Annotated in this window: 26 protein-coding genes; 9 read left to right on the top strand and 17 right to left on the bottom strand. The window is 50.5% G+C overall.

The window, feature by feature from the left end:
• Window positions 1-12: 12 nt before the first annotated feature.
• The 10 genes from Q8O77_RS14225 to tkt form a co-directional block, all read right to left on the bottom strand.
• Window positions 13-1,272, bottom strand: a complete 1,260-nt coding sequence (locus Q8O77_RS14225; protein WP_305554421.1) for a lipopolysaccharide assembly protein LapB — start codon at window positions 1,270-1,272, stop codon at window positions 13-15.
• A 1-nt stretch (window position 1,273) separates the two neighbouring features.
• Window positions 1,274-1,891: an energy transducer TonB gene (locus Q8O77_RS14220; protein WP_305554418.1), complete on the bottom strand. Its 618-nt coding sequence runs from the start codon at window positions 1,889-1,891 to the stop codon at window positions 1,274-1,276.
• A 2-nt stretch (window positions 1,892-1,893) separates the two neighbouring features.
• Window positions 1,894-2,298 carry a biopolymer transporter ExbD gene (locus Q8O77_RS14215; protein WP_173499750.1) on the bottom strand — a complete coding sequence of 135 codons (405 nt, stop codon included), beginning with the start codon at window positions 2,296-2,298 and terminating at the stop codon, window positions 1,894-1,896.
• An 11-nt stretch (window positions 2,299-2,309) separates the two neighbouring features.
• Entirely contained in the window at window positions 2,310-2,837 is a 528-nt protein-coding gene (locus Q8O77_RS14210) for a MotA/TolQ/ExbB proton channel family protein (protein ID WP_305554413.1), read from the bottom strand.
• On the bottom strand, window positions 2,837-4,192 hold the full coding sequence (locus Q8O77_RS14205) for a MotA/TolQ/ExbB proton channel family protein (protein ID WP_305554410.1): 1,356 nt from the start codon (window positions 4,190-4,192) through the stop codon (window positions 2,837-2,839). Before Q8O77_RS14205 ends, Q8O77_RS14210 begins: the two co-directional genes overlap by 1 nt.
• Before the next feature lie 18 nt (window positions 4,193-4,210).
• Window positions 4,211-4,981, bottom strand: a complete 771-nt coding sequence (locus tag Q8O77_RS14200; protein ID WP_305554407.1) for a DUF3450 domain-containing protein — start codon at window positions 4,979-4,981, stop codon at window positions 4,211-4,213.
• Window positions 4,982-5,229: 248 nt separating this feature from the next.
• Complete coding sequence (gene fba / locus Q8O77_RS14195) at window positions 5,230-6,294, bottom strand: class II fructose-bisphosphate aldolase (RefSeq protein WP_305554404.1); 1,065 nt, start codon at window positions 6,292-6,294, stop codon at window positions 5,230-5,232.
• Between the two features lie 49 nt (window positions 6,295-6,343).
• Window positions 6,344-7,525, bottom strand: coding sequence for a phosphoglycerate kinase (locus Q8O77_RS14190; protein ID WP_305554401.1), 1,182 nt, complete (start codon window positions 7,523-7,525; stop codon window positions 6,344-6,346).
• Between the two features lie 25 nt (window positions 7,526-7,550).
• Complete coding sequence (gene epd / locus Q8O77_RS14185) at window positions 7,551-8,555, bottom strand: erythrose-4-phosphate dehydrogenase (protein ID WP_305554398.1); 1,005 nt, start codon at window positions 8,553-8,555, stop codon at window positions 7,551-7,553.
• A gap of 74 nt (window positions 8,556-8,629) precedes the next feature.
• Window positions 8,630-10,627, bottom strand: a complete 1,998-nt coding sequence (tkt, locus tag Q8O77_RS14180) for a transketolase (RefSeq protein ID WP_305554395.1) — start codon at window positions 10,625-10,627, stop codon at window positions 8,630-8,632.
• Between the two features lie 330 nt (window positions 10,628-10,957).
• Between tkt and metK the strand changes: the two genes are divergently transcribed.
• The 7 genes from metK to Q8O77_RS14145 all read left to right on the top strand — a co-directional run bounded on the left by metK (window position 10,958) and on the right by Q8O77_RS14145 (window position 16,939).
• Complete coding sequence (gene metK, locus Q8O77_RS14175) at window positions 10,958-12,106, top strand: methionine adenosyltransferase (protein WP_305554392.1); 1,149 nt, start codon at window positions 10,958-10,960, stop codon at window positions 12,104-12,106.
• Between the two features lie 186 nt (window positions 12,107-12,292).
• A complete protein-coding gene (locus Q8O77_RS14170; protein ID WP_305554389.1) occupies window positions 12,293-13,885 on the top strand; it encodes an AbgT family transporter in 1,593 nt (530 codons plus the stop codon).
• 105 nt (window positions 13,886-13,990) lie between these two features.
• A complete protein-coding gene (gene rsmE, locus Q8O77_RS14165; RefSeq protein WP_305554386.1) occupies window positions 13,991-14,719 on the top strand; it encodes a 16S rRNA (uracil(1498)-N(3))-methyltransferase in 729 nt (242 codons plus the stop codon).
• Between the two features lie 9 nt (window positions 14,720-14,728).
• Complete coding sequence (gshB, locus tag Q8O77_RS14160) at window positions 14,729-15,691, top strand: glutathione synthase (RefSeq protein WP_305554383.1); 963 nt, start codon at window positions 14,729-14,731, stop codon at window positions 15,689-15,691.
• Between the two features lie 24 nt (window positions 15,692-15,715).
• Window positions 15,716-16,273, top strand: coding sequence for a YqgE/AlgH family protein (locus Q8O77_RS14155; protein ID WP_305554380.1), 558 nt, complete (start codon window positions 15,716-15,718; stop codon window positions 16,271-16,273).
• Entirely contained in the window at window positions 16,273-16,689 is a 417-nt protein-coding gene (ruvX, locus tag Q8O77_RS14150; RefSeq protein ID WP_305554377.1) for a Holliday junction resolvase RuvX, read from the top strand. The genes Q8O77_RS14155 and ruvX overlap by 1 nt, the downstream gene beginning before the upstream one ends.
• Window positions 16,673-16,939, top strand: coding sequence for a DUF1653 domain-containing protein (locus tag Q8O77_RS14145; RefSeq protein WP_305554374.1), 267 nt, complete (start codon window positions 16,673-16,675; stop codon window positions 16,937-16,939). The genes ruvX and Q8O77_RS14145 overlap by 17 nt, the downstream gene beginning before the upstream one ends.
• Here the strand turns inward: Q8O77_RS14145 and Q8O77_RS14140 are convergent.
• The 4 genes from Q8O77_RS14140 to Q8O77_RS14125 all read right to left on the bottom strand — a co-directional run bounded on the left by Q8O77_RS14140 (window position 16,917) and on the right by Q8O77_RS14125 (window position 20,088).
• Complete coding sequence (locus tag Q8O77_RS14140) at window positions 16,917-17,471, bottom strand: hypothetical protein (RefSeq protein WP_305554371.1); 555 nt, start codon at window positions 17,469-17,471, stop codon at window positions 16,917-16,919. The two genes, Q8O77_RS14145 and Q8O77_RS14140, sit on opposite strands and share 23 nt — an antisense overlap.
• Before the next feature lie 5 nt (window positions 17,472-17,476).
• Window positions 17,477-18,181: a hypothetical protein gene (locus tag Q8O77_RS14135; RefSeq protein WP_305554369.1), complete on the bottom strand. Its 705-nt coding sequence runs from the start codon at window positions 18,179-18,181 to the stop codon at window positions 17,477-17,479.
• A 64-nt stretch (window positions 18,182-18,245) separates the two neighbouring features.
• Entirely contained in the window at window positions 18,246-18,854 is a 609-nt protein-coding gene (locus Q8O77_RS14130) for a DUF2589 domain-containing protein (protein ID WP_215397317.1), read from the bottom strand.
• Between the two features lie 349 nt (window positions 18,855-19,203).
• Window positions 19,204-20,088 (bottom strand): tRNA/rRNA methyltransferase, encoded by an 885-nt coding sequence (locus Q8O77_RS14125; protein ID WP_305554363.1) that lies wholly within the window; start codon window positions 20,086-20,088, stop codon window positions 19,204-19,206.
• Between the two features lie 140 nt (window positions 20,089-20,228).
• On the opposite strand from Q8O77_RS14125, the gene Q8O77_RS14120 reads away from it, so the two are divergent.
• A complete protein-coding gene (locus Q8O77_RS14120; RefSeq protein ID WP_305554360.1) occupies window positions 20,229-21,065 on the top strand; it encodes a 23S rRNA (adenine(2030)-N(6))-methyltransferase RlmJ in 837 nt (278 codons plus the stop codon).
• Between the two features lie 3 nt (window positions 21,066-21,068).
• Window positions 21,069-21,851: a S1/P1 nuclease gene (locus Q8O77_RS14115; RefSeq protein ID WP_305554356.1), complete on the top strand. Its 783-nt coding sequence runs from the start codon at window positions 21,069-21,071 to the stop codon at window positions 21,849-21,851.
• Here the strand turns inward: Q8O77_RS14115 and Q8O77_RS14110 are convergent.
• The 3 genes from Q8O77_RS14110 to Q8O77_RS14100 are packed head-to-tail and all read right to left on the bottom strand — an operon-like array spanning window position 21,824 to window position 26,615.
• Window positions 21,824-22,954: a dienelactone hydrolase family protein gene (locus Q8O77_RS14110; protein ID WP_305554353.1), complete on the bottom strand. Its 1,131-nt coding sequence runs from the start codon at window positions 22,952-22,954 to the stop codon at window positions 21,824-21,826. The genes Q8O77_RS14115 and Q8O77_RS14110 overlap by 28 nt on opposite strands.
• Window positions 22,954-23,499 (bottom strand): isochorismatase family protein, encoded by a 546-nt coding sequence (locus tag Q8O77_RS14105; RefSeq protein WP_305554350.1) that lies wholly within the window; start codon window positions 23,497-23,499, stop codon window positions 22,954-22,956. Before Q8O77_RS14105 ends, Q8O77_RS14110 begins: the two co-directional genes overlap by 1 nt.
• Window positions 23,500-23,510: 11 nt before the next feature.
• Entirely contained in the window at window positions 23,511-26,615 is a 3,105-nt protein-coding gene (locus Q8O77_RS14100; RefSeq protein ID WP_305554347.1) for an error-prone DNA polymerase, read from the bottom strand.
• Window positions 26,616-26,617 lie beyond the last annotated feature (2 nt).

Here is a 26,617-nt window from a genome sequence, read left to right as displayed (position 1 = left end):
TGGGGTTTTTCTTTACAGGCTAATGCCCTTTTGTTTCGCTTTATCTTTGATATAAGATTCCCACCCACGCACCTGACGGGACATTGTTGAATCTTTCTTCGCGTTCATCAGTGCAGCATAAGCTTCTTTATACTTTTTCTGATAGAAATACGCATCAACCAAGCTCATATAAACGCCTGACGGCTTATCCACGTTCATGGATAACGCCTTGTCATACGCTGCTATCGCATCGTTATAACGCTGAACTGCTAAGTAAGCCGAACCCTGACGGCGATAAGCATCGGCGTCGTTTGTTAACTTAGCTACTTCACCGTAATACTCAGCGGCCTTTAAGAACTCCCGGGCTGCCTGATAGTTAGAAGCAATAAAATTAAGGTTGGTTTTGTCTTTCTTCACCAAACCGCTTTTCATGTGCTTTTCCATCGTCACAGCTGCTTTGTATGGAATGTTATTATTCGCATACATCTGCGCTAACATTCTTACTTCAGAGTCTTTAACCAGATAGCCTTGCGAATAGGCCAGTTGTAATGTTGACAGCGACTTAGAGTACTCTTCAGTTAAAGTATAAAAGTTACCTAAATATACCCAGAACTGTTTGTTCTCCGGAAACAGCTGCACCATGGTTTCCACCACAGTAATCAACTCTTTGTAGCGCTTGGTCTCATACAAAGCAGCCATTTTCAGCTGATATGGGCCTTCAACAGGTTTAGCTGAAAAACGGATAGCGTCATCTGCCGGCGCCAATACCTTATCATACTGATTCATCAGATAATAAGCGTTGGCAATTCGCATATACGCATCTGAATTTTGCTCACCGGTAAACATTATCCAGCTTTCATAAGCTTTAATGGATTTCTGATACTGTTTGTCCTGTAACAACATATCTGCCAGCAACTTTAACGAACTGGCCTGATCATTAAATGTCAACTCGTCCGGCGCAACTGCCAGCGTCAGATATTTAATGGCCTGCTTTTCGTCTTTTGTTGCATACAGATTACCAAGAAAGCGGTTTAACGTTGCAGTATCAAACGTATTGCTGGATTTAGCCTCCAGCAATACGGCGATAGCTTCGTCCAGCTTTTCTTCATTGTACAGTTCAAAAGCTTTAACCAGAACTTTACCAACACGCTCACCCACAATTTGGGTTTTGCGTGCCTTACGTTCTTCTACCTGCGCCATATTTGGCTGAACAGCAGCAGACACCGGAGCAATGGCCACACCAAGCGTAGTCAGGACTATTAATGCTGAAGTAAGCGTTTTAAACTTTTTCATATCAACCTCCCGCCATGTCTAAAGTGAAATCCAACTGAACCTGCATCCCGGTCTGCTTTAACGGCTTACCGTCAACAACTTTCGGGCTGTATTTCCAGCGTCGTAAAGCGCGGATAGCTTCGCGGTCGAATACACGGCGTGGCTCAGCTTCGATAACTTCTACTTCATCAACGCTGCCGTCTTCCATAATACTAAACCGTAGCTTTACCCACCCCTGCAAGCCATCGCGTGCAGCTTGCACAGGATATCTTGGTTCAATACGAACGATAGGTGTTGCATCACCGTCACGCATCATACTGGATGGGTCACCTAAACCTCCCGCACCAGCTCCCAGGCTTAAACCCGGCATATTAAAGCCAATTGCACCGGCAGCATTAGCTGACTCAGGCTCAGGCTGCGGCGCCTTAGGCGGTTGAGCCGGCGGCGGCGGTGGCGGCGGTGGCGGTGGCCGACGTGTCTGCGTATCTGAATCAGGTGGCGTAGTGTTTAGCTCAATCACTATACGCTCTTGGTCAACCACCCGACGCTCTCCGGAACCTTTAACCAGAAGGGCCATAATCAGAAACAACACGAACGTTACCACCGCACCGATAATTAACGATGTTAGGAAACGTGCCATAGTTACTTAGTCTCCCCGGCGATACTGATCACCAGCGTTGGATCAGCAGCTTTAATCTGATCCATTACTTCCATCACTGTACCGTGTTTCGCTTCTTTATCAGCTTGCACAATAATAGTGTCGGTTGGTGATTCGGCTCTTAGCCGTTCAATATTCGCAGATACACGCTCAACATCAACCGTACGCTTATCCATCCAAATCTCACCATTCGCACGAATAGCGATAAAGATGGTTGCTGTAGGTTTCTTCTGAGCTTGCGCTGCCTCAGGCTTGTTTACATCGATACCGGCTTCTTTCACGAAAGAAGTAGTAACAATGAAGAAAATCAACATAATGAATACGATATCCATCATCGGCGTAATGTCGATTGCGGCCTCATCGTCTTCACGAATACGTTTACGTGCCATAAAAATCTCTCTTAATGATGCGGTAAGCTGTCAACGAGATCTGCTTTTTCCCGTTTAACTTTTACTTCCAGCCGCGAACTGAAAAATACGCCTGATAATGCTGCAACCATACCCGCCATCGTCGGAATTGTTGCCATCGAAATACCGGCAGCCATGGTTCTCGGATTACCGGTCCCCTGTGTCGCCATAATGTCGAATACTGCGATCATACCGGTTACGGTACCCAGCAAACCGACCAGCGGACACATAGCCACAAGCGTTTTTATCAGTAACATTCTTTGATCTAACTGAAGCGTCGCCTCGGAAATCCAGGTATCGCGAATTTTATGTGCATACCAAGAGGTAGTGTCTGGCCGGGCATCCCAACGGGCGATAATATCCCGCTTAATTTTTGGAAATATCCAGCTAACGTACCAGTAGCGCTCCAACATCATAAACCACATGATGAACAGCACCAGGGCGACAACATACAATACGTTGCCGCCGGTATGAATAAAATCCTGTACCGATTCCCACAGCTCAATAAGCTGGAGCATCATTAGGCTTTCTCCTTCTCCGCATGAGCAGCAACAATACCTGCGCTTTGCTCATCCAGCACGTGTAAAACAGTTTTCGCTTTAGAAGCAACGATACTGTGTACGAAAATCAATGGCAATGCAGCAATCAAACCCAGCGCAGTAGTAACAAGCGCCAGAGAGATATCACCCGCCATCAGTTTCGGATCACCGGTACCGTACAGCGTAATAGTTTGGAAGGTTAAGATCATACCGATAACAGTACCTAACAGACCCATTAATGGTGCAACCGCTGCAAACAGTTTGATCATACCAATACCACGGTCAACTTTTGGTGTTTCACGCAGAATAGCTTCGTCCAGTTTCAGCTCAAGGTTCTCTACATCTGCAGACATATTCTGATGGTATACCGTCAGGATACGACCCAATGGGTTGTCTTTTGATGGATTGCCCAAATTCTTCAGCTGGGCACGGATTTTTCCGCCCACTACGCTCAGTACAATGAAACGCTCAAGAGCAATCAGGAAACCGATAAACAGTAACACTGTAATCAAATAACCTACTGTGCCACCCTGATGGTAGTATTCCATTAACGTGCTGCGTTGCTGGTTTAAACGCAGTAATGAGTTACCTTTAGTCGGGTCAAGGAAGAAACCAACCAACTCACCTGGCGCTGCGTTATTAAAAGCGGCAACTGAGCTGTGAATTTTTGCCTGTGGCGCACGACCTAATGGCTGCAATTGATCCGTAGTGTCGTTGCGTAACAGATATTCATCTGCGGTAGTAACGTGGAAAGCACCAAAACGTGTAACACGCTTAGTTTCTACACCGCCATCCAGTTTAACCACTTCAGCATCAAACTTAGCAACTTTGCCTGACTCGGTCATTTCGGTCAGCATAGCCAGCCACAGATCTTCCATTTCTTGCAGAGTTGGTAATTCTGTTGCTTCTGCAATTTTACGCAGCGGCACATCACGGCCAGGATATTGCGCACTAACTACTGAGCTGGAAATGGTACCAATTGCTTCGTTCGCCGACTGACGTACCACACCAAACACTTCACCCATAGTACCTAAAGCACTTTCAAGTTCAGTTTGTTTTTGTGCAATAAGAATATCGTTATCAGCATATTGCTTTTGCAAACGCTTGCCACGTGCTTCTTCATCAGCGAATTGCTTTTTAGCCGTATTCAGTAATGCTTGCTTGTCTGAACGCTCGGCTAAGAATGCGCGCTCGCGTTCCTGGTTAGCACGGCCTTCAATAGCACGTTCTTTCTTGATTTGTTCAAGTAGCTGGTCCAGCTTGGCGGTATCAGCCGCTGCACCAAAAGCCATAGTTGCAGAAAGTGTTACTGCCGCAGCTACGACGAAAGATTTCATTTTCATTCTCATTTACTCTTACTCCGCTGCGAATAGTGGTACGCGATCCATTTCAAGCTGGGCTTCACGACGCGCCATCTTGATGAAATTGGTCACTGAATTCATGTACGAATCTGGTAATTCGTCCCAGCTTTGAGTTGTTTTGTTCCACACCCAACCGGCTTCACCGTCTAACGACTGCGCCATCAGAACCAAACGGCCCAAATGTACATAGTCAACAGTCATGTCGCTGCCGCCAACAGTTAAGGTGCCCTGGAACGCTGCCAGCTCTGAGCCGTAGCCCATTTCAATGCTGTAAGCTTCAAGGATTTGACGGAACTGCTCTGAACGCTGAACGTCTGAACGGCTCATCAATTCACGTAAATTTTCTACGCGTTCGGTGCGGCGCTCGGTACGCAGTGGAATATCAGCTTTGATAAACTGTTCCAGTGCATCGATCATACGGAACATTAGCGGTACCGTACCTTTATTGGTGTTCTCCAGACCATCAATTTGACGCTGGATAGAGTTAACTTGCCGTTGTTGGTCAGCAACCAGAGTCGCCAGAAAGTCGTTATACACTTTCAGGTTCTCAGTCTGGTCAGTAACCTGACGGTACTCACCCAGCAGTTCCTGAGACTGTTCATAAATAGTGTTAATTTTTTCTTGAGACTGCACAGCTGCGCGCTGGATTTGACTACCTTCCTGATGCAAAGCTTTTAAATCTGTTGCCAGAACATTCGCAGACAGAGCGAAAGTACCGGTCAGAGCTGTTGCAACAAGACTCTTGCGAATTTTATTGTTAAACATAGTTCCCAACCAATTATTGCTGATTAACGTAACCTGAAGTTGCAAGGGCCATACTGTTCTTGGAGACAGAGGCGGCCCTCAGTTAGAGGGTAAACCGTCCGCATCATTACAGGTAAAAACGCCCTTGTCAAGACAACACAGGCGTCCGGAGCTCTGCTCTGATGCGGTTATTTATGCGGTTTTTCACCCAATTTATGCACTATTAAACAAATGAAAATTTATTTGTTATAGTTCATTAATTTTTTTGCTTATTTTATATTCGGCGTTAATTTCCCCGCCGAATATAATGCAACCATATCATCCAGTGATATCGCTTTAATTTTGCTGCCGTGTCCGGCAGCATTAAACGCTTCATAACGGGCAATACACACTTCCATCATGGCTTTTACTGACTCTTGCAGATACTTGCGCGGGTCAAACTCAGCCGGATGTTGTGTCATATAACGCCGGATAGCACCGGTCGACGCTAACCGTAAGTCGGTATCGATATTGATTTTACGCACACCGTACTTAATGCCTTGCTGAATTTGCTCCACCGGTACACCGTAAGTTTCCGGGATCTGCCCGCCATTTTCATTAATGATTTTCAACCATTCCTGCGGCACCGATGATGAACCATGCATCACCAGATGCGTATCCGGAATACGCTCGTGAATGGCTTTAATGCGGTCAATTGCCAGAATATCGCCTGTCGGTGGCCGGCTGAACTTATAAGCACCGTGTGAGGTACCACAAGCTATAGCCAGTGCATCCACTTGCGTTTCACGCACAAACTGCGCAGCTTCTTCCGGGTCGGTCAGCATTTGATCATGGCTCAGTATGCAATCTGCACCTATGCCATCTTCTTCACCGGCCGCACCGGTTTCCAACGAGCCCAAACAACCTAACTCGCCCTCTACCGATACACCACAGGCATGCGCTATTTCAACAACTTTGCGCGTTACATTAGCGTTATACGCATAATCCATCGGCGTTTTGCCATCTTCACCCAGAGAGCCGTCCATCATTACCGAAGAAAAGCCCAACTGAATGGAGCGCTGACAGACGCCCAAAGAGGTACCGTGGTCCTGATGCATCACTACCGGAATGTGCGGAAATTCCTCTACTGCAGCCAGAATTAAATGCCGCAGAAAAGGTGCCCCGGCATACTTACGGGCGCCGGCAGAAGCCTGCACAATCACCGGGCTGTCGGTTTTATCCGCCGCCAGCATAATAGCGCGCATTTGCTCAAGGTTATTGACGTTAAACGCCGGTATGCCGTAGCCGAACTCGGCAGCATGATCCAGCATTTGACGCAGGGAAATAAGGGCCATGAAATCCTCTCTTAATCTTTTAGGGTACAGTTGTAATATGACATTTTTATTATTGTGCTTTTGCGCGTTGTTCCAGTATAGCTACTGCCGGCAGAGTTTTACCTTCCAAAAACTCAAGGAAGGCACCACCGCCGGTAGAAACATAGGATACTTTGTCAGCAATATTGTACTTATCGATAGCAGCCAGGGTATCGCCACCACCGGCAATGGAAAACGCATTACTGTCGGCAATCGCCTGCGCCAATGCCTTAGTGCCGGCGGCAAACTGATCAAACTCAAATACCCCTACCGGGCCGTTCCAGACAATGGTTCCGGCTGACTTTAAAATGTTAACCAGCTGTGCCGTGGTATCCGGGCCGATATCGAAAATCATATCGGCGTCGTCTACCGCAGCTACCGGCTTTAAGGTAGCAACTGTGGTTTCACTGAATGCCTGGCCTACCACTACATCGGTTGGTACCGGAATATTGCCACCACGCGCTTTGGCTTGCGCCATTAAACGCTGCGCTTCTGGAATTAAATCAGCCTCATACAGTGATTTACCGACATTATTGCCGTTAGCGGCAATAAAGGTGTTGGCAATGCCGCCGCCAACGATTAACTGATCGACAATACCGGATAACGACTCAAGTACTGTCAGCTTGGTTGATACTTTAGAACCACCAACAATAGCGACTAATGGCCGTTTAGGGTTTTTCAATGCTGCTGCCAGCGCTTCCAGCTCGGCAACTAACAAAGGCCCGGCACAGGCAACAGGCGCGAATTTCGCTACACCATGGGTAGAGGCCTGGGCGCGGTGCGCAGTACCAAAAGCATCCATAACAAATACATCACATAATGCCGCCAGTTTTTGCGCCAAAGCGTCGTCATTTTTGCCTTCGCCTTTATTAAAGCGCACGTTTTCAAACACTACGACTTCACCGGCATTGATGTCGATACCATCCAGATAACTACTCGCTAAACGCACTGGCGCTGCCAATACCTGCGCCAGATAATCCACTACCGGTTGCAGTGATGATTCTGCATCATACTCGCCCTCTTGTGGCCGGCCCAAGTGCGACATTACCATCACTTTAGCGCCTTTACTCAGTGCCAGTTCAATCGTAGGTAATGCTGCTTTTAACCTGGCATCAGAGGTGACTTTGCCGTTTTTTACCGGTACGTTTAAATCTTCGCGGATCAGTACACGTTTGCCGTTAAGATCCAAATCGCTCATGCGAATAACAGACATTTCTTGCTCCTTGTTATAAATTCGTTTACATCATCACCCGCGCGGTATCAAGCATGCGATTAGCGAAGCCCCATTCGTTATCACACCACACCAGGCATTTTACCAGCCGTTTATGACTAACACGGGTTTGCGAGCCATCGACAATGCAGGAATGCGCATCGTGGTTAAAATCCACCGATACCAGAGGCTCTTCAGTGTAATCCAGAATACCGGCCAGCTCGCCGATACGGGCTTGTTGCAGCACCTTGTTAACCGCCGCTATGCTAACGTCCTGATGCAGGGTGACACTTAAATCCATCGCCGTCACATTTACCGTAGGCACCCGCACCGCTATGGCTTCAAAGCGGCCGGCAAATTTCGGCAGTATGCGCTCTATGCCCAGCGCCAACTTGGTATCTACCGGAATAATTGACTGGCTGGCCGCGCGGGTGCGGCGTAAATCCGGATGATATGCATCTATTACCTGTTGATCATGCATAGAAGCATGGATAGTGGTAATAGTACCGCTTTCAACACCAAAATGCTGATCCAACACCTGGATCACCGGCACTATACAGTTAGTGGTGCAAGACCCTGCTGACACTACTGTCATATCAGCAGTTAAACTGCCGTGGTTAATACCGTAGATAATAGTGGCATCGATATCGGTGTCTGCGGGATGGGAAAACAATACTTTTTTCGCGCCCGCCGTTAAATGCCAGTTGGCATGCTTGCGGCTGTGAAATACGCCGGTGCACTCCAGCACCACGTCTACTTCAAGCTCACTCCACGGCAGTTCCAGCGGATCCGCCTCAGCAAACAAGGCTATCTTGTTGCCATCAACTGTTATACCACCATCGTAGGAGCTGACACTAAAGCCAAAGCGTCCGTGTGAAGTATCATACTTCAGCAAATGCGCTACGCCTTTGGCGTCGGCCAGTTCATTAATGGCCACCACCTGCAACTCGTGTTGCCAACCGTTCTCATAGATGGCACGCAGAATATTACGCCCGATACGGCCAAAGCCGTTTATTGCCAGTCTGATTGCCATAACACCACACTAAATGACATAAAAAAACACGACATAAGAAAATGGGACCAAAGCTGGTCCCATTGTATTGCACATTACGCCAGCAACTGTTCAGCTGCTTCGAGCACTTTTTCAGTGGTAATGCCAAAGTGTTCGAATAACTGTTCAGCCGGTGCCGACTCGCCAAAGCTGGTCATGCCGATAATTTTGCCGGTTAGTCCGACATATTTATACCAACAATCGGTAATACCGGCTTCCACCGCGATGCGCTTGCTTACTGAGGCTGGTAAAACGGCTTCGCGGTAAGCGGCATCCTGTTGTTCAAACACGTCTGTTGATGGCATGGATACCACACGCACTGCCTTACCCTGCTCTGTTAGCTTAGCTGCGGCTTGCATCGCCAATTCCACTTCGGAGCCGGTAGCAATAATAATCAACTCTGGTGTGCCGGCGCAGTCACGCAGAATATAACCACCGCGTTTTACATCGGCCAGTTGCTGCGCATTACGTTGCTGTTGTGCCAGATTCTGCCGGGTGAAAATTAAGGTGCTTGGGCCATCAGTGCGCTCTATCGCGGCCTTCCAGGCTACGGCAGATTCTACCTGGTCGCACGGGCGCCAGTTCATCAGGTTTGGCGTAGCACGCAGTGCTGCCAGTTGTTCTACCGGTTGGTGCGTCGGGCCATCTTCACCCAAACCGATAGAATCGTGAGTGTAGACAAAAATGACACGCTGTTTCATCAGTGCGGCCATACGTACCGCATTACGGGCATACTCCATAAACATCAGGAAGGTAGCACCGTAAGGTACAAAGCCGCCGTGCAGTGCAATACCATTCATAATGGCCGACATGCCAAATTCACGTACGCCGTAATAAATGTAGTTACCGCTGGCATCGGTGCCGGTGAGTGGCTTAGAGCCGGACCAGATAGTCAGGTTAGAACCGGCTAAATCCGCCGAACCACCGATAAACTCCGGTAACAGCGGGCCAAAAGCATTTAATGCATTTTGTGATGCTTTGCGGCTGGCAATATTAGCCGGGTTGGCTTGCAACTGTGCAATATAAGCTTGTGACTGCTCTGGCCAATTGGCAGGCAACTGGCCGGCTACGCGACGGCTGAACTCGGAGGCCAACTCAGGGAAAGCGGCGCTGTAGCGGGCAAACAATTGCTGCCAATCTTGCTGCTGTGCGCTGCCTTTGGCTTTGGCATCCCAGTCAGCATAAATATCAGCCGGAATGTCAAAAGGCGCATGCGGCCATTGCAGGAAATCACGCGCGGCCGCAATTTCAGCATCGCCCAGCGGTGCACCGTGGCAATCGTGGCTGCCGCCTTTATTCGGTGCGCCGTAACCTATTACCGTACGGCAACAAATTAATGTTGGTCTGGTGGTATCTGCTTTGGCCTGCGTAATAGCAGCTTCCACAGCAGCGGCGTCATGGCCGTCAACATTGCTAATCACCTGCCAGCCGTAGGCCTCAAACCGTGCAGGGGTATTATCGGTGAACCAGCCTTCAACATGGCCGTCAATAGAAATACCGTTGTCATCCCAAAAGGCAATCAATTTACCCAGGCCTAAAGTGCCGGCTAACGAGCAAGCTTCATGCGAAATACCTTCCATTAAGCAGCCATCGCCTAAAAAGGTGTAAGTATGATGGTCAACAATGTCGTAACCCGGCTGGTTAAACTGCGCGGCTAAGGCTTTTTCTGCAATCGCCATACCTACCGCATTGGTAATACCCTGGCCCAGCGGGCCGGTGGTGGTTTCCACTCCCGGCGCATAACCGTATTCCGGGTGGCCCGGCGTTCTGGAATGTAACTGACGGAACTGTTTTAAATCGTCAATGCTTAAGTCATAACCGCTTAAATGCAGCAGGGAATACAGCAACATGGAGCCATGGCCGTTTGACAGAATAAAACGGTCGCGGTTTGGCCACTGCGGATCCTGCGGATTATGCTTGAGAAAATCACGCCATAACACTTCGGCAATGTCGGCCATCCCCATTGGGGCGCCCGGGTGTCCTGATTTAGCTTTTTGCACCGCATCCATGCTAAGCGCACGGATAGCATTAGCGAGTTGTTTACGAGATGGCATGTTCACTCCTGACATTGCGCGGCTTCTTATAATGAAGCTGATTATTATTAAGCTGAAATGTTAAGGCTCAAAGTGTCGCTATTTTCACAGAGCCCCCGCCGGATGGCAAATTTAAATCCGTCGGCAGAAACAATTTTCAGCCGCTCAGATCTAACTGGCTGCACTAACGTAATAAGCAACGTAAAATAGCATTAAAGACGTCTGGGTGGCAGATTTTTCTGGCAAAGACAGCACACTTTCTCTAGAATAGCCGCCTATTTTTTGGGTTCGTTATGGCATTTTTAAGCAGAACGAACTTAACTGCATTAACCTTATTTTGGAATACAACCGATGGCACAACACATTTTTACTTCTGAGTCAGTATCTGAAGGACATCCGGATAAAATTGCTGATCAGATTTCTGACGCCGTATTGGATGCAATCCTGGAGCAAGACCCTAAAGCCCGCGTAGCCTGCGAAACCTTCGTTAAAACCGGTATGGTGCTGGTAGGTGGTGAAATCACGACTTCTGCCTGGGTTGATATTGAAGAAATTACCCGCAAAACCGTGCGCGAAATTGGCTATGTGCATTCAGATATGGGCTTCGATGCCGATTCTTGCGCCGTATTAAATGCCATCGGTAAACAATCGCCGGACATTAACCAGGGTGTAGACCGCGCCGATCCGAAAGAGCAAGGCGCCGGTGACCAGGGTTTAATGTTCGGCTACGCCAGCAACGAAACAGACGTATTGATGCCGGCCCCTATTACTTATTCACACCGTTTGGTACAACGTCAGGCGCAGGTGCGTAAAGACGGCACCCTGCCATGGCTGCGCCCGGATGCAAAATCCCAGCTTAGCTTTATATATGAAGACGGCAAACCGGTAGGTATTGATGCGGTAGTATTGTCTACCCAGCACTGCGATACCATCAGCACTGCAGATCTGCGTGAAGCGGTAATGGAAACCATTATTAAACCGGTATTGCCGGCAGAGTGGTTAACAGCTAAAACCAAATTCTTTATCAACCCAACCGGCCGCTTTGTTATCGGCGGCCCTATGGGCGACTGCGGCTTAACCGGCCGTAAAATTATTGTCGACTCGTACGGCGGTATGGCGCGTCACGGCGGCGGTGCTTTCTCCGGTAAAGATCCATCAAAAGTAGACCGTTCAGCCGCTTACGCTGCGCGCTATGTGGCGAAAAACATTGTTGCTGCCGGCCTGGCAGAACGTTGCGAGTTGCAGGTATCTTATGCCATCGGTGTAGCAGAGCCTACCTCTATCAGCCTGGAAACCTTCGGTACCAGCAAACTGAGCGAAGATCAGTTGATTAAGCTGGTGCGCGAGCATTTTGACCTGCGCCCTTACGGTTTAATTGAAATGTTACAACTGGAACGGCCAATATACCTGCCAACTGCAGCCTACGGTCACTTTGGTCGTGCTGAGTTCCCGTGGGAGCAAACCGACAAAGCGGAATTACTGCGCCAGTACGCCAAGTAACCATCGCTGGTCAGTTAGATAGAAAAGGAGAGCCCGGCTCTCCTTTTTTACACCTGCTGTTAGCAAAGCAGAATAATAATTTCGCCTTATCATCCGGCACTTTTTGTGTATGATAAGCCGTTATGTTGTATCCGGGGTCCTCTGTCTGTGAGCAGAGCGAAACAAAACTATAAGAAAGGAACATGTATGTCTGAACAAGCTGCTAACGCCGCTAAAACCGGCTGGCTTAACCGTGCGCTTAATGCCATAGAAGTGGTCGGTAATAAATTACCTGACCCTGCTGTATTATTTGCCCTGCTGATGGTGGTGGTCTGGGTGGTATCCTGGGCCCTGGCCGGCGTCAGCTTTAATGAAGTAGACCCGCGTACCGGCGCAGCTATTCAGGTAAATAACCTGCTGGCCGCCGACTCAATGACCACCTTTATGGCCAAAATGGTCAATACCTTTGTTACCTTTGCCCCGCTTGGCGTAGTGCTGGTAGCCATGCTGGGCTTAGGCGTGGCTGAACATACCGGCTTTATTAATGCCGGTTTACGCTCTGTACTATCGGTTACGCCAAAAATGCTGTTAACGCCGGTACTGATTGCTGTCGGTGTTGCCAGCCATATGGCGGTAGACGCCGGTTATGTACTGGTTATTCCGCTGGGCGCTGTTATTTTCTATGCCGCGGGCCGTCATCCGCTGGCCGGTATCGCCGCAGCCTTTGCCGGCGTATCGGGCGGTTTCTCTGCCACTATACTGCCATCAAGCCTTGATCCGCTGTTGTCAGGCCTTACTCAGGTATCGGCGCGTCTATCATCTGACCCTGCTGCAGCTGAGCTGTTTGTCAGCCCGATGAACAACTATTATTTCACCACCGCCTCTACCTTTTTGGTGGTTATTGTCGGTTGGATAATTACTGACAAGTTTATTGAGCCAAGGCTTAAATCTACCGTGGTAGACGGCGACCCGGCCGATATGCCAAAAATGGACGACTTAAAACCCAACGAGCGTAAAGGTTTGCGCTGGGCCAGCTTTTCTATGCTGTTAAGCATAGTGCTGTTAATTGCGTCAGCCTTGCCGGAAACTTCTGCCTGGCGCGCACCTGCCGGTACAGTATTGGCAGAAGGTCAAAGCAACCTGTTGGTTTTCGCCGCTCCGTTAATGCAATCTATTGTCAGCATTATCTTTGTATTCTTTTTAATTCCCGGCGTGGTATACGGCTATGTGTCCGGTAATGCCAAAAACCATCGTGATATTATCAAAGGCATGAGCAAGGCCATGAGCGGCATGGGCTATTACATTGTGATGGCGTTTTTCTGTGCTCAGTTTATCTATGCTTTTGGCCAGTCTAACCTGGGCGCCCTGCTGGCGATAAAAGGCGCCAACTGGCTGCAGGAAATGGCATTCCCAATGGGCTTTACGCTGATTGGTATCGTGTTTTTATCCGGCTTTGTTAACCTGTTAGTCGGCTCAGCGTCGGCTAAGTGGGCGCTTATTGGTGCCATTATGGTACCTATGTTGATGGAGCTTGGCGTATCGCCGGACTTAACCCAGGCCGCTTACCGTGTGGGTGATTCTTCTACCAATATTATTACGCCGCTGCTGCCTTACTTCCCGTTAATCGTGGTGTTTTGCCAGAAGTATGTTAAATCAACCGGTATCGGTACCCTTATCGCACTAATGCTGCCGTACTCTGTCGCCATGCTGGTATTGTGGACTGCCTTCCTGCTCGGTTTCTGGGCGTTGGATATTCCACTGGGCGTGGGTGCCAGCTACAGCTACCCGGCGGTAAACTGATCCGCTTGTACCTTTAACAACCCTGCTACGGCAGGGTTTGTTTTTTCTGTTGCTTGCCTTTGCCGCCTGCTACCATATCGGCATTGTTCAGTTGCAGAAGTTTTTATGCGTATTCCAAGAATTTACCACAGTGGTGCTGTTGCACTTAACCACGAATTTGCCCTTGATGATGATGCCGCCAACCATGTTGGCCGTGTGCTGCGCATGCCGGTTGGCAGCGAGCTGCAGCTGTTTAACGGCGACGGCTTTAACTACCCTGCCCGAATCAGCAGCAGCGATAAAAAGCGCGTTAATGTTATTGCCACAGCACAGCTGGAAAACCCGGTTGAGTCGCCACTAAAAATTCATCTGGGCCAGGGTATCTCGCGCGGTGACAGAATGGATTTTGCTATTCAAAAAGCGGTAGAACTGGGCGTTAGCGAAATTACCCCGCTGTTTACCGAACGCTGCGGTGTAAAACTGGACGGCGAACGTTTGGCCAAACGTCACGAGCAATGGCAAAAAATCGCCATCAGTGCCTGTGAGCAAAGCGGCCGCAGTATAGTGCCAACTGTGCATCCGGCTATTTCGCTCGATGTCTGGCTTATGCAAAGCACAAAAGAATTAAAGCTAACCTTGCATCCGTGGGCAAAAGACACCATTAAGACGCTTATACCCAATCATAATATCCGGTTAGTAATAGGCCCTGAAGGCGGCTTCAGTGAACAGGAAATGGCACACACCACAGCTGCCGGCTTTAACGGCATTCAGTTGGGGCCACGCGTACTGCGCACCGAAACGGCAGCACTTACCGCTATCAGTGCGTTACAACTGCAATTTGGCGATCTGGCCTGAGGATACAGCATGAGTAAACCGATAAAACTTGGCATAGTGATGGACCCGATATCGGCCATCAATATTAAAAAAGACTCCAGCTTCGCTATGTTGCTACAAGCTCAGCAACGTGGTTATCAAATTCATTATATGGAAATGGCCGATTTATATTTGCTGGAAGGTCAGGCGCGTGCCAGTACCAAGCTATTAACGGTGCAGCAAGACCCGGCCGGTTGGTATCAGTTTGGTACTGAGCAGGATATTGCCCTTAGTGAGCTGGATGTGATCTTAATGCGTAAAGATCCGCCGTTTGATACCGAGTATATCTACGCCACTTACATTCTGGAGCGGGCAGAAGATCACGGCACGCTGATTGTAAATAAACCGCAAAGCCTGCGCGATGCCAACGAAAAGCTGTACACCAGCTGGTTTAGCCAACATACGCCAAAAACTCTGGTCAGCCGTGATGCCAAACGCCTAAAAGCGTTTTACCAGGCCGAACAGGACGTAATATTAAAACCATTGGATGGTATGGGCGGCGCGTCAATTTTTCGCTTAAAACCGGGTGATGCTAATGTCAGCGTAATTATTGAAACGCTAACCGAACATGGCAGCCGCTATGCCATGGCGCAGCGTTTTATCCCGGAAATCAGCCAGGGTGATAAACGAATACTGGTAGTAAACGGTAAACCCGTGCCATACTGCTTAGCACGCATTCCGGCCAGCGGCGAAACCCGTGGCAACCTCGCAGCCGGCGGCCGTGGTGAAGCCAGACCCTTGTCAGATTCTGACCTTGCCATTGCCAATGCGGTAGCACCCACGTTAAAAGCCAAAGGACTGATTTTTGTCGGTCTGGATGTAATAGGCGACAAGTTAACTGAAATTAACGTTACCAGCCCAACCTGTATCCGCGAAATTGAAGCGGCGTTTCCAATCAGCATCACCGGTTTGTTATTTGATGAAATTGAACAGCTGCTGGCAGCCCGCCAGTGACAACCACGTTGTAACGAGGTCACTATGCAGAGTTTTCAGAATCATTTTTTAATTGCTATGCCGTCGTTAGATGATCCACTGTTTAAACGCAGTGTTGCTTATATTTGTGAACACAATGATGAAGGTGCCATGGGCATCGTGATTAACCACCCGCTGGAAGTGAAGGTGGCCGATCTACTGCAACAACTGCAAATTGAGTTCAACACCGCAAGCCCGGCGGCAACTGCACATGTTTGCGCCGGCGGTCCGGTGCAGCACGACAGAGGCTTTGTACTGCATACTGCCAAAGAAGGCTACGCCAGTAGTATGCGGCTGAACGACAGCCTGATGGTTACTACCTCAAAAGATATTTTGTTTGATCTGACCACCGACAACGCCCCGGAAAAATTTATCCTGGCGCTGGGTTATGCCGGCTGGACTGCCGGCCAGCTGGAGCAGGAAATTGCCGATAACGCCTGGTTAATCATTCCGGCCGACAGCGATATTATTTTTGACTTAACCCATGCCGAAAAATGGCAAAGCGCCACGGCGAAAATTGGTATAAAACCCTGGCAACTAACTAACGAGGCCGGTCACGCTTAATGAGTCGCACCATTTTAACCTTTGATTACGGTACCAAAAGCATAGGCGTGGCGGTAGGTCAGGAACTTACCGGCACCGCCTCATTGCTTAACGCATTAAAAGCTCAGGATGGCACACCCGATTGGGCCGTGCTGGAAAAGCTGATTAACGAATGGAAACCTCAGTTATTGCTGGTAGGCTTACCATTGAATATGGATGGCACCGAACAGCCGTTTACCGTGCGCACCCGTAAGTTTGCCAACCGGCTGCATGGCCGTTTTGGCTTACCGGTAGAGCTGCATGACGAACGCCTTACCACCACTGAAGCACGCAGTATGCTGTTTGCTGATGGCGGTTACCGTAATTTGGCCAAAGACAAAGTGGACAGTTTATCGGCAAAAATCATCTTTGAGAGCTGGTATGAACAACAAGCTTAAACCACCAGTTGAGCCAGGCTTCTATCAGCATTACAAAGGCGCTTATTATCAGGTTATTGACTGCGCCCGCCACAGCGAAACCGAACAGTGGCTGGTGATTTACCGCGCCCTGTACGGCGATTTCGGTCTCTGGGCGCGGCCGCTGGAGATGTTTACTGAAAACGTTGAAATTGCCGGCGAGTTACTGCCACGCTTTCAGTTTATCAGCCAAACTAAACCGGATGCAGTTACGGAAAATCTGCCGGATTAACCTCTTGCGCCAGCAGCAGTGTAATGTCTTGCTGCGATAACCAGCTGCGTAACTGCACAGCACCGGCTTTTAGCTGATCATGCCGGCCAATTAATTGCCACAATTGTTGCACAAAGCTGTCAAAACCCGCCGCTGCATCGTAATGCAGCGCCCCGCTCTGACTAATCACGCTTAGCAAATGTCGTATCAACTCAGCGCTCTGTTGTAGCTTTTGCTGATACGGGGTCAGCGTTTGCTGCAGGCATTGTTGCAATGGATACAACATCTCTACCGCTTCACGTAATTGTTGTTTACGCAACTGGCCGCGATGTTCGTCACGGTGCACCGGCGCGGTAAGTTTGCTGCGCAAACCTGCCAACTCAGCACTGGCCACTAAACCGTAGCTACTCAGCAGTTGTTCAGCTGCAGCAATCCAGCTTAGCAATGCCGCCAAGGCCTGCGGTTGCTTGCGTTCAAACCCTGTTACCAATGACGGAAACTTCAACAGCAAGTCAGTTAACTCTTTAACCAAATGAACAGTCGACTTTTGCATAGCGGTTATTCCGGCAATAAACGACGGCTGACTTCACCGGTACTGCTTTCCATCTGCTGCCACTCCATGCCGTCTTCAGAGATTTTCAGCTTGATATAAATGATATTTTCCGGCTTTTCTTCCCGCAGCTTATGCGACTCAGCAATGACATTTAAATTTTCAATTACTTTGCGCTGACTCAGTACCTTAATTTCCTGTGTCGCAGCCGCCACTACTCTGGAGGTTATCTGTTCGATATTCAGTTTCGGCAGGCTTTCACGGCTTACCAGCTGATACTCGTCTGCCAGTTGCACCAGTTGGCGCACCGCCAATTGACTGTACTCTTCAACCGGCGCCATATCCTGCTTAATACGCAGTGATTGCTCCAGGTCATGGGTTTGTTGTACCAGTGTCGCCCGCAAAGCTTTCGATGCTTTAGATGGTAAGCTGGTGCGCCCCAGGCTATTGGTAAGCTCCTTGTACATCAGGCTGTTAAATTTATTATTATCAATAGGTTGATACTGGGTTTCAGTTTTCTCTGTCAACGCATCCAGCGCCACCGGTATCGTCAGTTCAACATCGCCAACGCGCATATGCGGTATAGCAAAATGTTTAAGTAAATCATGTTTGGCGTATTCTTCGGCTACCTTAACGGTTTGAATATCCGCCATCACTCTGGCGTTAGTAATGCTGCTGATAATACTGCCCAGGTACTCATTTAAATTCGGCATATTGGTGTCCCTGTTAAAACAGGCCGGCAGCAGCGCCACCGGCCCAAACCCATGCTAACGTCGGTCAGGCACTGACAATACTGTCTTCCAGCATCGTCAGGATCCGATCTAACCCTGCCGGTATTTCATCATTTAATGCGGTGACTTTTACGCCGAGGTTATAGGTTTTCTCTACACTTACCCCGCGTGTCGACGAGCGCTTATACGACGCCGAAGCTTTGAAATTAACAATTTTGTAGTTAATGCCAAGCTCAGCGCTGGCAGCAAACTCGCTGGATACGTTAGAGGTTTCGGTCGAGGTAAGCTTGGCATTAAAGTCGATAGTGATTTCTTCAATCCGCAATGCCGGTATGGTTAGCATGGTTAAAAACGGCACCTTTATCGACACTTCCGTCGAGATGAAATTACTGGTTACATCTGTACCGGGCGGCAACCCTTCATCTGTCAGTTGCTGCGCCGTCTTGCCAACATGAGGATTAGGCGTTGACTTGGTAAAATCAAAATCGACATAGCGTAATGCTTTACTACCGCCGTTATCTTCAAACCCTACTGCCTGAATAAAACTAACCTGCGACATTGACGCCGCATGTTGTGCTTGCACGGCCGCCTGTAACGGGCCACCGATATAGACGCTGAAATCTAAACTGTTGAGTTCCTGCACCAGATTTGGCATGACTCTCACTCCCTGCTAGCTGTACCTACTCTGTTAAGGCTTTTCGGTTGCCGCCGACTACCAACTCGCCGGCTGTTCACCACAGCTACTACAGACGGTACATCAGCACCAGCCCGGCAGTGCTATATAGCCTGGCAGGCACTTACAAAATTACCAGCGGCAAAATAGGGAATTTCGTTACGTTTTGCTTATAAATAACTGACAAAAAAACTGCCATATTGAACCGGCGATAGCCGGCGGCGGTTTAATTGCCATCTTGCAAGATGGCCAGCAGGTAGATGTAAGCCGGCGCCAGGCGCAGCAACTAAAACAGCAGTTTAGTGCGTTTTAGCCGCTAACGTTTTGACCACTAAAGCTGCTGACGGTACCATTCGCCTAAGATCAGGCTGGCCGCTACGCTGACATTCAGCGATTCTACCTTGCCCGAGCCCGGAATTTGCAGCGCGATATCGGCGCTTTTAGCGACGTTTTTTGACACGCCAAACATCTCTTCACCAAATACGATCACCACCTTAGCCGGAAGCTGGCTTTGATACAGCGAGGTGCCGGCGTGGCTGGAGGTGGTAATCAGTGTATAACCGGCTTCTTTGCACAGCTGTAATGCCAGTGGCAGGTTGTCGCAACTTAAGCCATCAACAAACTCGCCGCCGCCCTCTGCCGTGCGCAGTGCCGCGCCCGATTGCAACAGCTCAGGTTGCTTCATAATAATGCCGCCCACGCCAAAATGCGCACAGCTACGCGTTATCGCACCTAAATTGTGCGGGTTACCCACGCCATCCAGAGCCAGCAAACAGTCGCGTTTACGGCCTTTTTGCTGCAAATATGCCGCCAGACTTTGTTGTGGCTTGCGTTTTACCAGCAGCACCACGCCGCCGTGATGGCCGCTACCAGCGACTTTCTCCAGCTCTGCGTCATCAACAATATGGTAGGCTTTTTTAACAGCCGCTAAATACTTCATCACATCGGCAAATTTCGCTGCCATTTGCGCTGAAACATACAGGCGGATCAGCGCATCCGGCCGTTGGTTAAACAATACCCGGCAGGCGTTTTCTCCATACACCTTGCCTTCATTGTCCTGCACGCTACGCACGGTTTTAACCGGTTGCGCTTTATCAGCTGCAGGGCGATTGGCTTTATTGGCTACCGGCCTGGCGTTTTTAGCGCCTGCCTCTTTGGTCCAGGGCTTGTGCAGTGGATTGGCCGCTTTGCCGCCTTTGGCTTTGTGTTGTGACATAAAACATCCTGCATGCGCCGTAAGGCGACGGTAAATCAATAATGCGGCGGATTTTACCAGCTGCGCGGCAACAATACTTGTATTTTTCTGTGCGCGCAGTATGCTGACGGCCTTTAAATTTGCCGCTAAAGGCCTTGTTTATGCTCAGTTATCGTCACAGTTATCATGCCGGTAATCATGCCGATGTGGTGAAACATCTGGTACAGGTTGCCATTGTTGACTACCTGCTGCAAAAAGATAAACCCTTTTGCTACCACGACAGCCATGCCGGTGCCGGTCTGTACAGTTTACTTGCTGAACAGGCGCAGAAAACCGGCGAGTACCAGGGCGGTATAGGTAAACTGTGGCACCACCAGGCGCAAAGCCCTGCACTGGCGCACTATATAGCGCTGATAAAACAACTAAACCCCGATGGCGAGCTGGCTTTTTACCCTGGCTCACCGAAAATTGCTGCCATGCTGCTGCGCAGCGGCGACAGCATTCAGGCCACCGAGCTGCACCCGACAGACCACCCTATTCTGGCCAGCCAATTTGCCCGACGCCGCCACAGCCGGATCGAACATATGGATGCCTGGGCCGGCTTTAAAGCCATGCTGCCACCACTGCATAAGCGCGGCCTGGTATTGATAGACCCACCCTACGAGCTGAAAACTGAATACCAGGACGTGGTAGCCGGCTTACAAAGCGCTTATCAGCGTTTTCCGCAAGCTACCTATGCAATTTGGTATCCGGTAATAGAGCGCAGCGCGGTAGAAGCTTTTATCAGCGCTATTGTCGCTACCGGCATTAAAGATCAGCTGCGGATTGAATATTGCCCGCTACCGGATAGCATCGGCTTTGGTATGACCGGCAGCGGTATGCTGGTGATTAACCCGCCCTATACGCTGGCCAAAGATATGCAGCAGGCCTTAGCCGAGCTAAACCCGCTGTTAAGTGCACAAGGTGAATTTCAGGTGCACCAACTGGTGCCGGAGTAAACTATGCGTATTCTGATCGCGGCGGCATTATTGCTGCTGAGTAACCCACTACAGGCTTTTAGTAAAACCGGCCATCAGCTGATTTGCGATATGGCCTATCAGCTGGTGAGCGACACAACGCGGTTGCAAATTGACAGCCTGATTGCCGCCTCACCTTATCAGCAGTTTAGCCAAAGCTGCAGCTGGGCCGATGAAATGCGTGCCGATCCGGCCTTTGACTATGCCTCAGCGCTGCATTTTGTGAATTTTTCCCGTGATAAAAAGCAGGTAAGCGCCGCAGATTGCCCGGCGCACGGTTGTATTTTATCTGCCATCACCGATATGCAGCGGCGTTTAAAGCAAAACCGCAATGACTGGCAAGCGCTGTTGTTTCTGGCACATTTTACCGGCGACTTACACCAGCCGCTGCATGTCAGCTTCGCCGATGATTTAGGCGGTAATCGCACTGCGGTGTATTTTTATGGCCTGCCGAATAACCTGCACGGTGTGTGGGATTTTGCGCTGTTAAAACAGCTGGGCTATGAAACCGACGCCAATAAAGCCGCTGCGCTGTTTAACCGTATCAGTGCTAAGCAGCGTTCAGCCTGGCGGCAAGGCAATGCGCTGAGCTGGGCCAATGAATCTGCGGCGCTTACGCTGGGGATTTATCAGGGCTATACGCCAGGCATGTTAATTGATGACAGCTATGTGCTGCAATATCAGGCGATAGTAGAGCAGCGCTTACAGCAGGCTGGTGTGCGGCTGGCGCTGCTGTTTGATCAGTCCCTTGACGCTACCGTTAACTGAGTAGCTAACCAGCGGAACACCTGCTGCTGTTGCTCAGCGTTAAATTCATGACCATATTGCGGATACAAGCTGGTAACCAGCTTGTCTGCTGCGCCATGCGCCTGCCACACCTTTGCCAGTTGCGCATAAGCCTGCTCAACGCCGGCCTGCGGCATTAATTTGTCTTTGCCACCATTAATAAACAGCATCGCTTTGGGCGCAGCAAGCGCCGCCATGTCGGGAATATCTAATTTTGCCGCTAAGCCCGGGTGCAGCATGTAAAACGCCGACTGGCCTTTGAGGATATTATTGCCGGGCCTGATTAAATGCCGGTAGCTGTTTAGCCAGGCTACGGCCACCCCGGCCTTTATATCGTCGGTTAGTGCCGCCAGTTGCCAGGCACGAAACGCTCCCATCGAAAACCCCAGCACCGCCAACCGGCTGCTGTCGGCTTGCGGCAACTGTTTTAAATATTCTACCAAGCGTAAATCTTCATAGGCGGCCATACCGGCCAGCGAGCGACCCAACATAAACATATTGCCGGCCAGGGATTGCTGCGCGCTGAATTCAATCGGGCCACGATCGCTCCAGCCAAAGGTATCAGCCGCCAGCACCAAATAGCCTTGTTTAGCCAGCGCATCGCCGACAAAGTTACCGCTGAAATACTTGTCTGCCCACTGCTGCGCCGCTGGCAGGCGCGCGTCGGCTGCAAACGGCTGTAGCCATTTTTCTTTGCCAATATCAAAGCGGGCGCCGTGATCATGCAGCAGTAGCACCGCAGGCGCAGGCTTAGCCGCATCGGGTTGCAATAACATTAGCTGCACCCTGCTTTGCTTAGTCAGCTGCACCGACCACAACTGCGCGCTGTAACCATCGCGCGCCTCGGTTTTTAACAGTTTTGCGGCAAAATCAACCGGCTCATCCGGCCATAGCAAGGCTTCGCGTAATGCAGCCCGGCCCTGTGCACGCCAGTGCTGAATATCGTTAAAGTGCTCTGGTTGCCAGCTTAACGGGTAGGCTTGTTGCGGCAATAACTGCTGATAAAAATCCGGCAATTGCTGGTCAATCAGGCTATCTGCCTGCAACGGCAACGCCAAAACTAACAGTAGCCAACACCCGCGCATTAACGGATCCAGCCACGACTTATCTGGCGGAAGGTATCAGTGCCGCAACATTCCAGCCATTCAAACGCCAGCATTTCTTTGCTGATAATCTGTGCGCCGGCCTGCTGCATACGGCTTAAAGCCAGCTGCTTATTTTGCTCCGTGCGCGAGCCTACGGCTTCAACCACCACAAACACCTGATAGCCCAGCGTCAATAAATCCATTACCGACTGCAGCACGCAGACATGGGCTTCGGTGCCCAGCACCACAATTTGCTTGCGCTCAGCACAAGCCAGACTGCTGGCAATATGCGGCTCTTTTAACGCACTAAAATGCATTTTTTGCAGCACCTGCGCCTCAGGAACCAGCTCTGCCAGTGCCGGCAGCGTAGCGCCTATGCCTTGCGGATACTGCTCGGTGGCCCACACCGGCACCTCCAGCTGCACGGCCACCTGCAGCACCCAGGCCGCCGCCTGCTCGACTTCTTTGCTGTCAAAAATAGCAGGTGCCAGCTTTTGCTGCATATCAATCAGTAACACCAGGCTTTGTGAGGCTTGCAGTAACATAGCAGTTCCCGTTAATGAAAATCGCGTGAGGACAGCCTAAGTTCAGCCAAAAGCGCGGATAAGTCAACCAGCTTACCGGCGATAATATGGGTTACCTCGCCCTCGCGTTGTAAAATACCATCCACCTGTAAAATACGTGCGGTTAAAAAGCTTTTTTGCTGCGCCTGCGCTGTGGCCAGCCACACCAGCACATTGGCAGTACCGGTTTCATCTTCCAGCGACATAAAGGTGACTCCGGCTGCCGTACCCGGCCGTTGGCGTAACGTCACTAGGCCGCTTACCCGCACCGGGCTGTTATGCCGCACGCGGTGCAGCTCGTCTACCGGCACGCTGCGCGGTAATTTGCCGGCCCGGCGCAGCAACGCCAGCGGATGCACAGCCAACGTAAGGCCGGTGGCGGCATAATCTTCCAGCATTTCCTCTACCGCGCCAGGTGGCGCTAAATAGGCCGGTGCGGTTTGCGCCACCTGCATCGCAGCCTCAGACGGCTCCGGCGGCTCGCCGCCGGAGGCAAACAGCGGCAGGCTGTGCTGGCTATCCATCAGTTGCCAGCGGCTGTTATAACGATCGCCACTAATGCTGCTTAGCGCATTAGCACTGGCCAGTGCTTGTAAATCGCTGCGGCTAAGCCCGGTTTGGCGCAGTTGCACTATATCCCGATAGCCACCGGCCGGGCGTAACTTTAGCAGTAACTGTACCCCGGCCGAAGATAAGCCTTTAATCTGGCGTAACCCCAACCGTATGGCCTTACCTTGTTGTTGCAGGCAATAATCCCACTGCGATTGATTAACACAGAGCGGTAACACCGTGACACCGTGGCGCCTGGCATCCTGCAGCAGCTGCGCCGGGCTGTAAAACCCCATCGGGTAGCTGTTAAGCAAGGCGGTGCAAAAGGCGGCCGGATAATAGTATTTCAGCCAGGCCGACACATAGGCCAGCACGGCAAAACTGGCAGAGTGCGACTCCGGAAAGCCATATTCACCAAAACCGCAAATTTGCTGATAAATGCGCTCGGCAAATTCCAGCGCGTAGCCGCGGCTTTGCATGCCGTCAATCAGCTTATGTTTAAACTGCAGCAGCTCGCCGGTTTTCTTCCAACTGGCCATGGCCCGGCGCAACTGATCGGCCTCGCCGCCGCTAAAACCGGCCGCCACCATCGCCAGCTGGATCACCTGCTCCTGAAAAATCGGCACGCCCAGGGTGCGGCTTAGTACGCTTTCGACTTCGACAGATGGGTACTCTACGGCTTCTTCACCGTGGCGGCGTTTTAAATACGGGTGCACCATATCCCCCTGAATAGGCCCTGGCCGCACTATGGCAATTTGTACCACCAGGTCGTAGTAACAGGCCGGGCGCAAGCGCGGCAGCATGCTCATCTGGGCACGCGACTCTATCTGAAACAGCCCGACAGTATCGGCTTTTTGGATCATCTGATACACCGCCGCATCATCGCCCTGCGCGCTAATGCCGGCAATGCTTAAATCCTGCTGTTCGTGTTGTTTTAGCAGCGCAAAGCATTTGCGGATAGCGGTTAACATGCCCAGTGCCAGCACATCCACTTTTAGCAGCTCCAGCGTTTCCAGATCATCTTTATCCCACTGGATCACTGTTCTGTCGGCCATGGCTGCGTTTTCTACCGGCACCAGCTCATACAAAGGCCCCTGGGAGATAACAAAGCCGCCGACATGCTGTGATAAATGCCTCGGGGCGCCGCGCAGTTGCTCAACCAGCGTAATAAGCTGCTGTGTGGTGTCGCTATTGCTGTTAAGCCCCAGCGTGCCCAGTTGCTGCTGCCAGCTCAGGGCCGGGTCACGCCGCTGAATGTTTTTCACTAAAAAATCCAGTTGGCTGACCGGCAGCCCCAGCGCTTTGCCGACATCACGCAGCGCACTTTTAAAACGGTAGCTGATCACGGTAGCAGCCAACGCCGCACGTTCACGGCCATATTTTTGATACAGATACTGGATCACTTCTTCGCGCCGCTCATGCTCAAAGTCGACATCAATATCCGGCGGCTCTTTACGTTCACGCGATAAAAAGCGCTCAAACAGTACCTGAATTTTCTCAGGATCTACCGCTGTTATTTCCAGGCAATAACACACAACCGAGTTAGCCGCCGAGCCTCTGCCCTGATACAAAATGCCGCGCGCTTTGGCAAACTGTACCAGGTCATAAATAGTCAGAAAAAAGTATGCATAGTTAAGCTCAGTGATCAGTGCCATTTCTTTATCGATAATGGCCTGCACCCGCTTTGGCACACCAGCAGGAAAGCGCAGCTTGCTGCCCTGCACCACCAGATGCGCCAAATAACCGGCCGCCGTTTCGCCATCAGGCACCAGCTCGCTCGGGTATTGGTATTTCAGCTCGTCCAGCGAAAAAGTGCAGCGCCGGGCGATAGCACAGCTTTGCTGCAGTAGATCAGTGCTGAATAATTTTTCCAGCTTAGCCAGCGGCCGCAGTGCACGCTCGGCATTACTCAATAGCTTCCGCCCCAGCTCTGCTATTGGTTTGCCGGCTTTAATGGCACTGACGCAGTGCTGCAGCGCCAGCCGCTCAGGAATATGCATCAGCACAGCACCACAGGCTACGGCCTTTAGCTGATACTGCTGTGCCAACTGCTGACAGTAAGCGCTAAAAGCCGCTTCGTTATGATTAAGTTGGCGGCGCATGGCCAGCCACAGCCGGTCACTGTGGTATTTTTGCAGCCAATTGGCCCAGTAGCTATCGCTGTCGTTATCGCCGGCAGGTAACCACAACAGCAAGCAGTGTTGCAGCGACATCAGATCCCATTCGGTTAAGCAGTATTCGCCCTTACTGCTGCGTCGCCGGGCATTGGTAATAATGCGGCACAGCTCGGTGTAAGCGGCTTTATCCGGGCACAGTAATACCAATTCCAGTTTATCTAACTGAAAATAACTGCCGACAATCAGCTTAATATTCAGCCCTTGCTCGTTAATCTGCCGGTAGGCCCTTACTATACCGGCCACCGAGCACTCGTCGGTCAGCGCCAGAGCGCTATAGCCCAGCGCGGCAGCCTGCTGCACCAACTCCTGCGGGCCGGAGGCACCGTGCAGAAAACTAAAGTGGCTTTGACAAAACAGTTCAGCGTAGGCCATGG

Source organism: Rheinheimera sp. (assembly GCF_030690345.1).
In the GTDB taxonomy this organism is placed as follows: Bacteria; Pseudomonadota; Gammaproteobacteria; order Enterobacterales; family Alteromonadaceae; genus Alishewanella.
The sequence above is the reverse complement of the archived record's forward strand: the minus strand, read 5'-3'. Positions and strand labels throughout refer to the sequence as shown.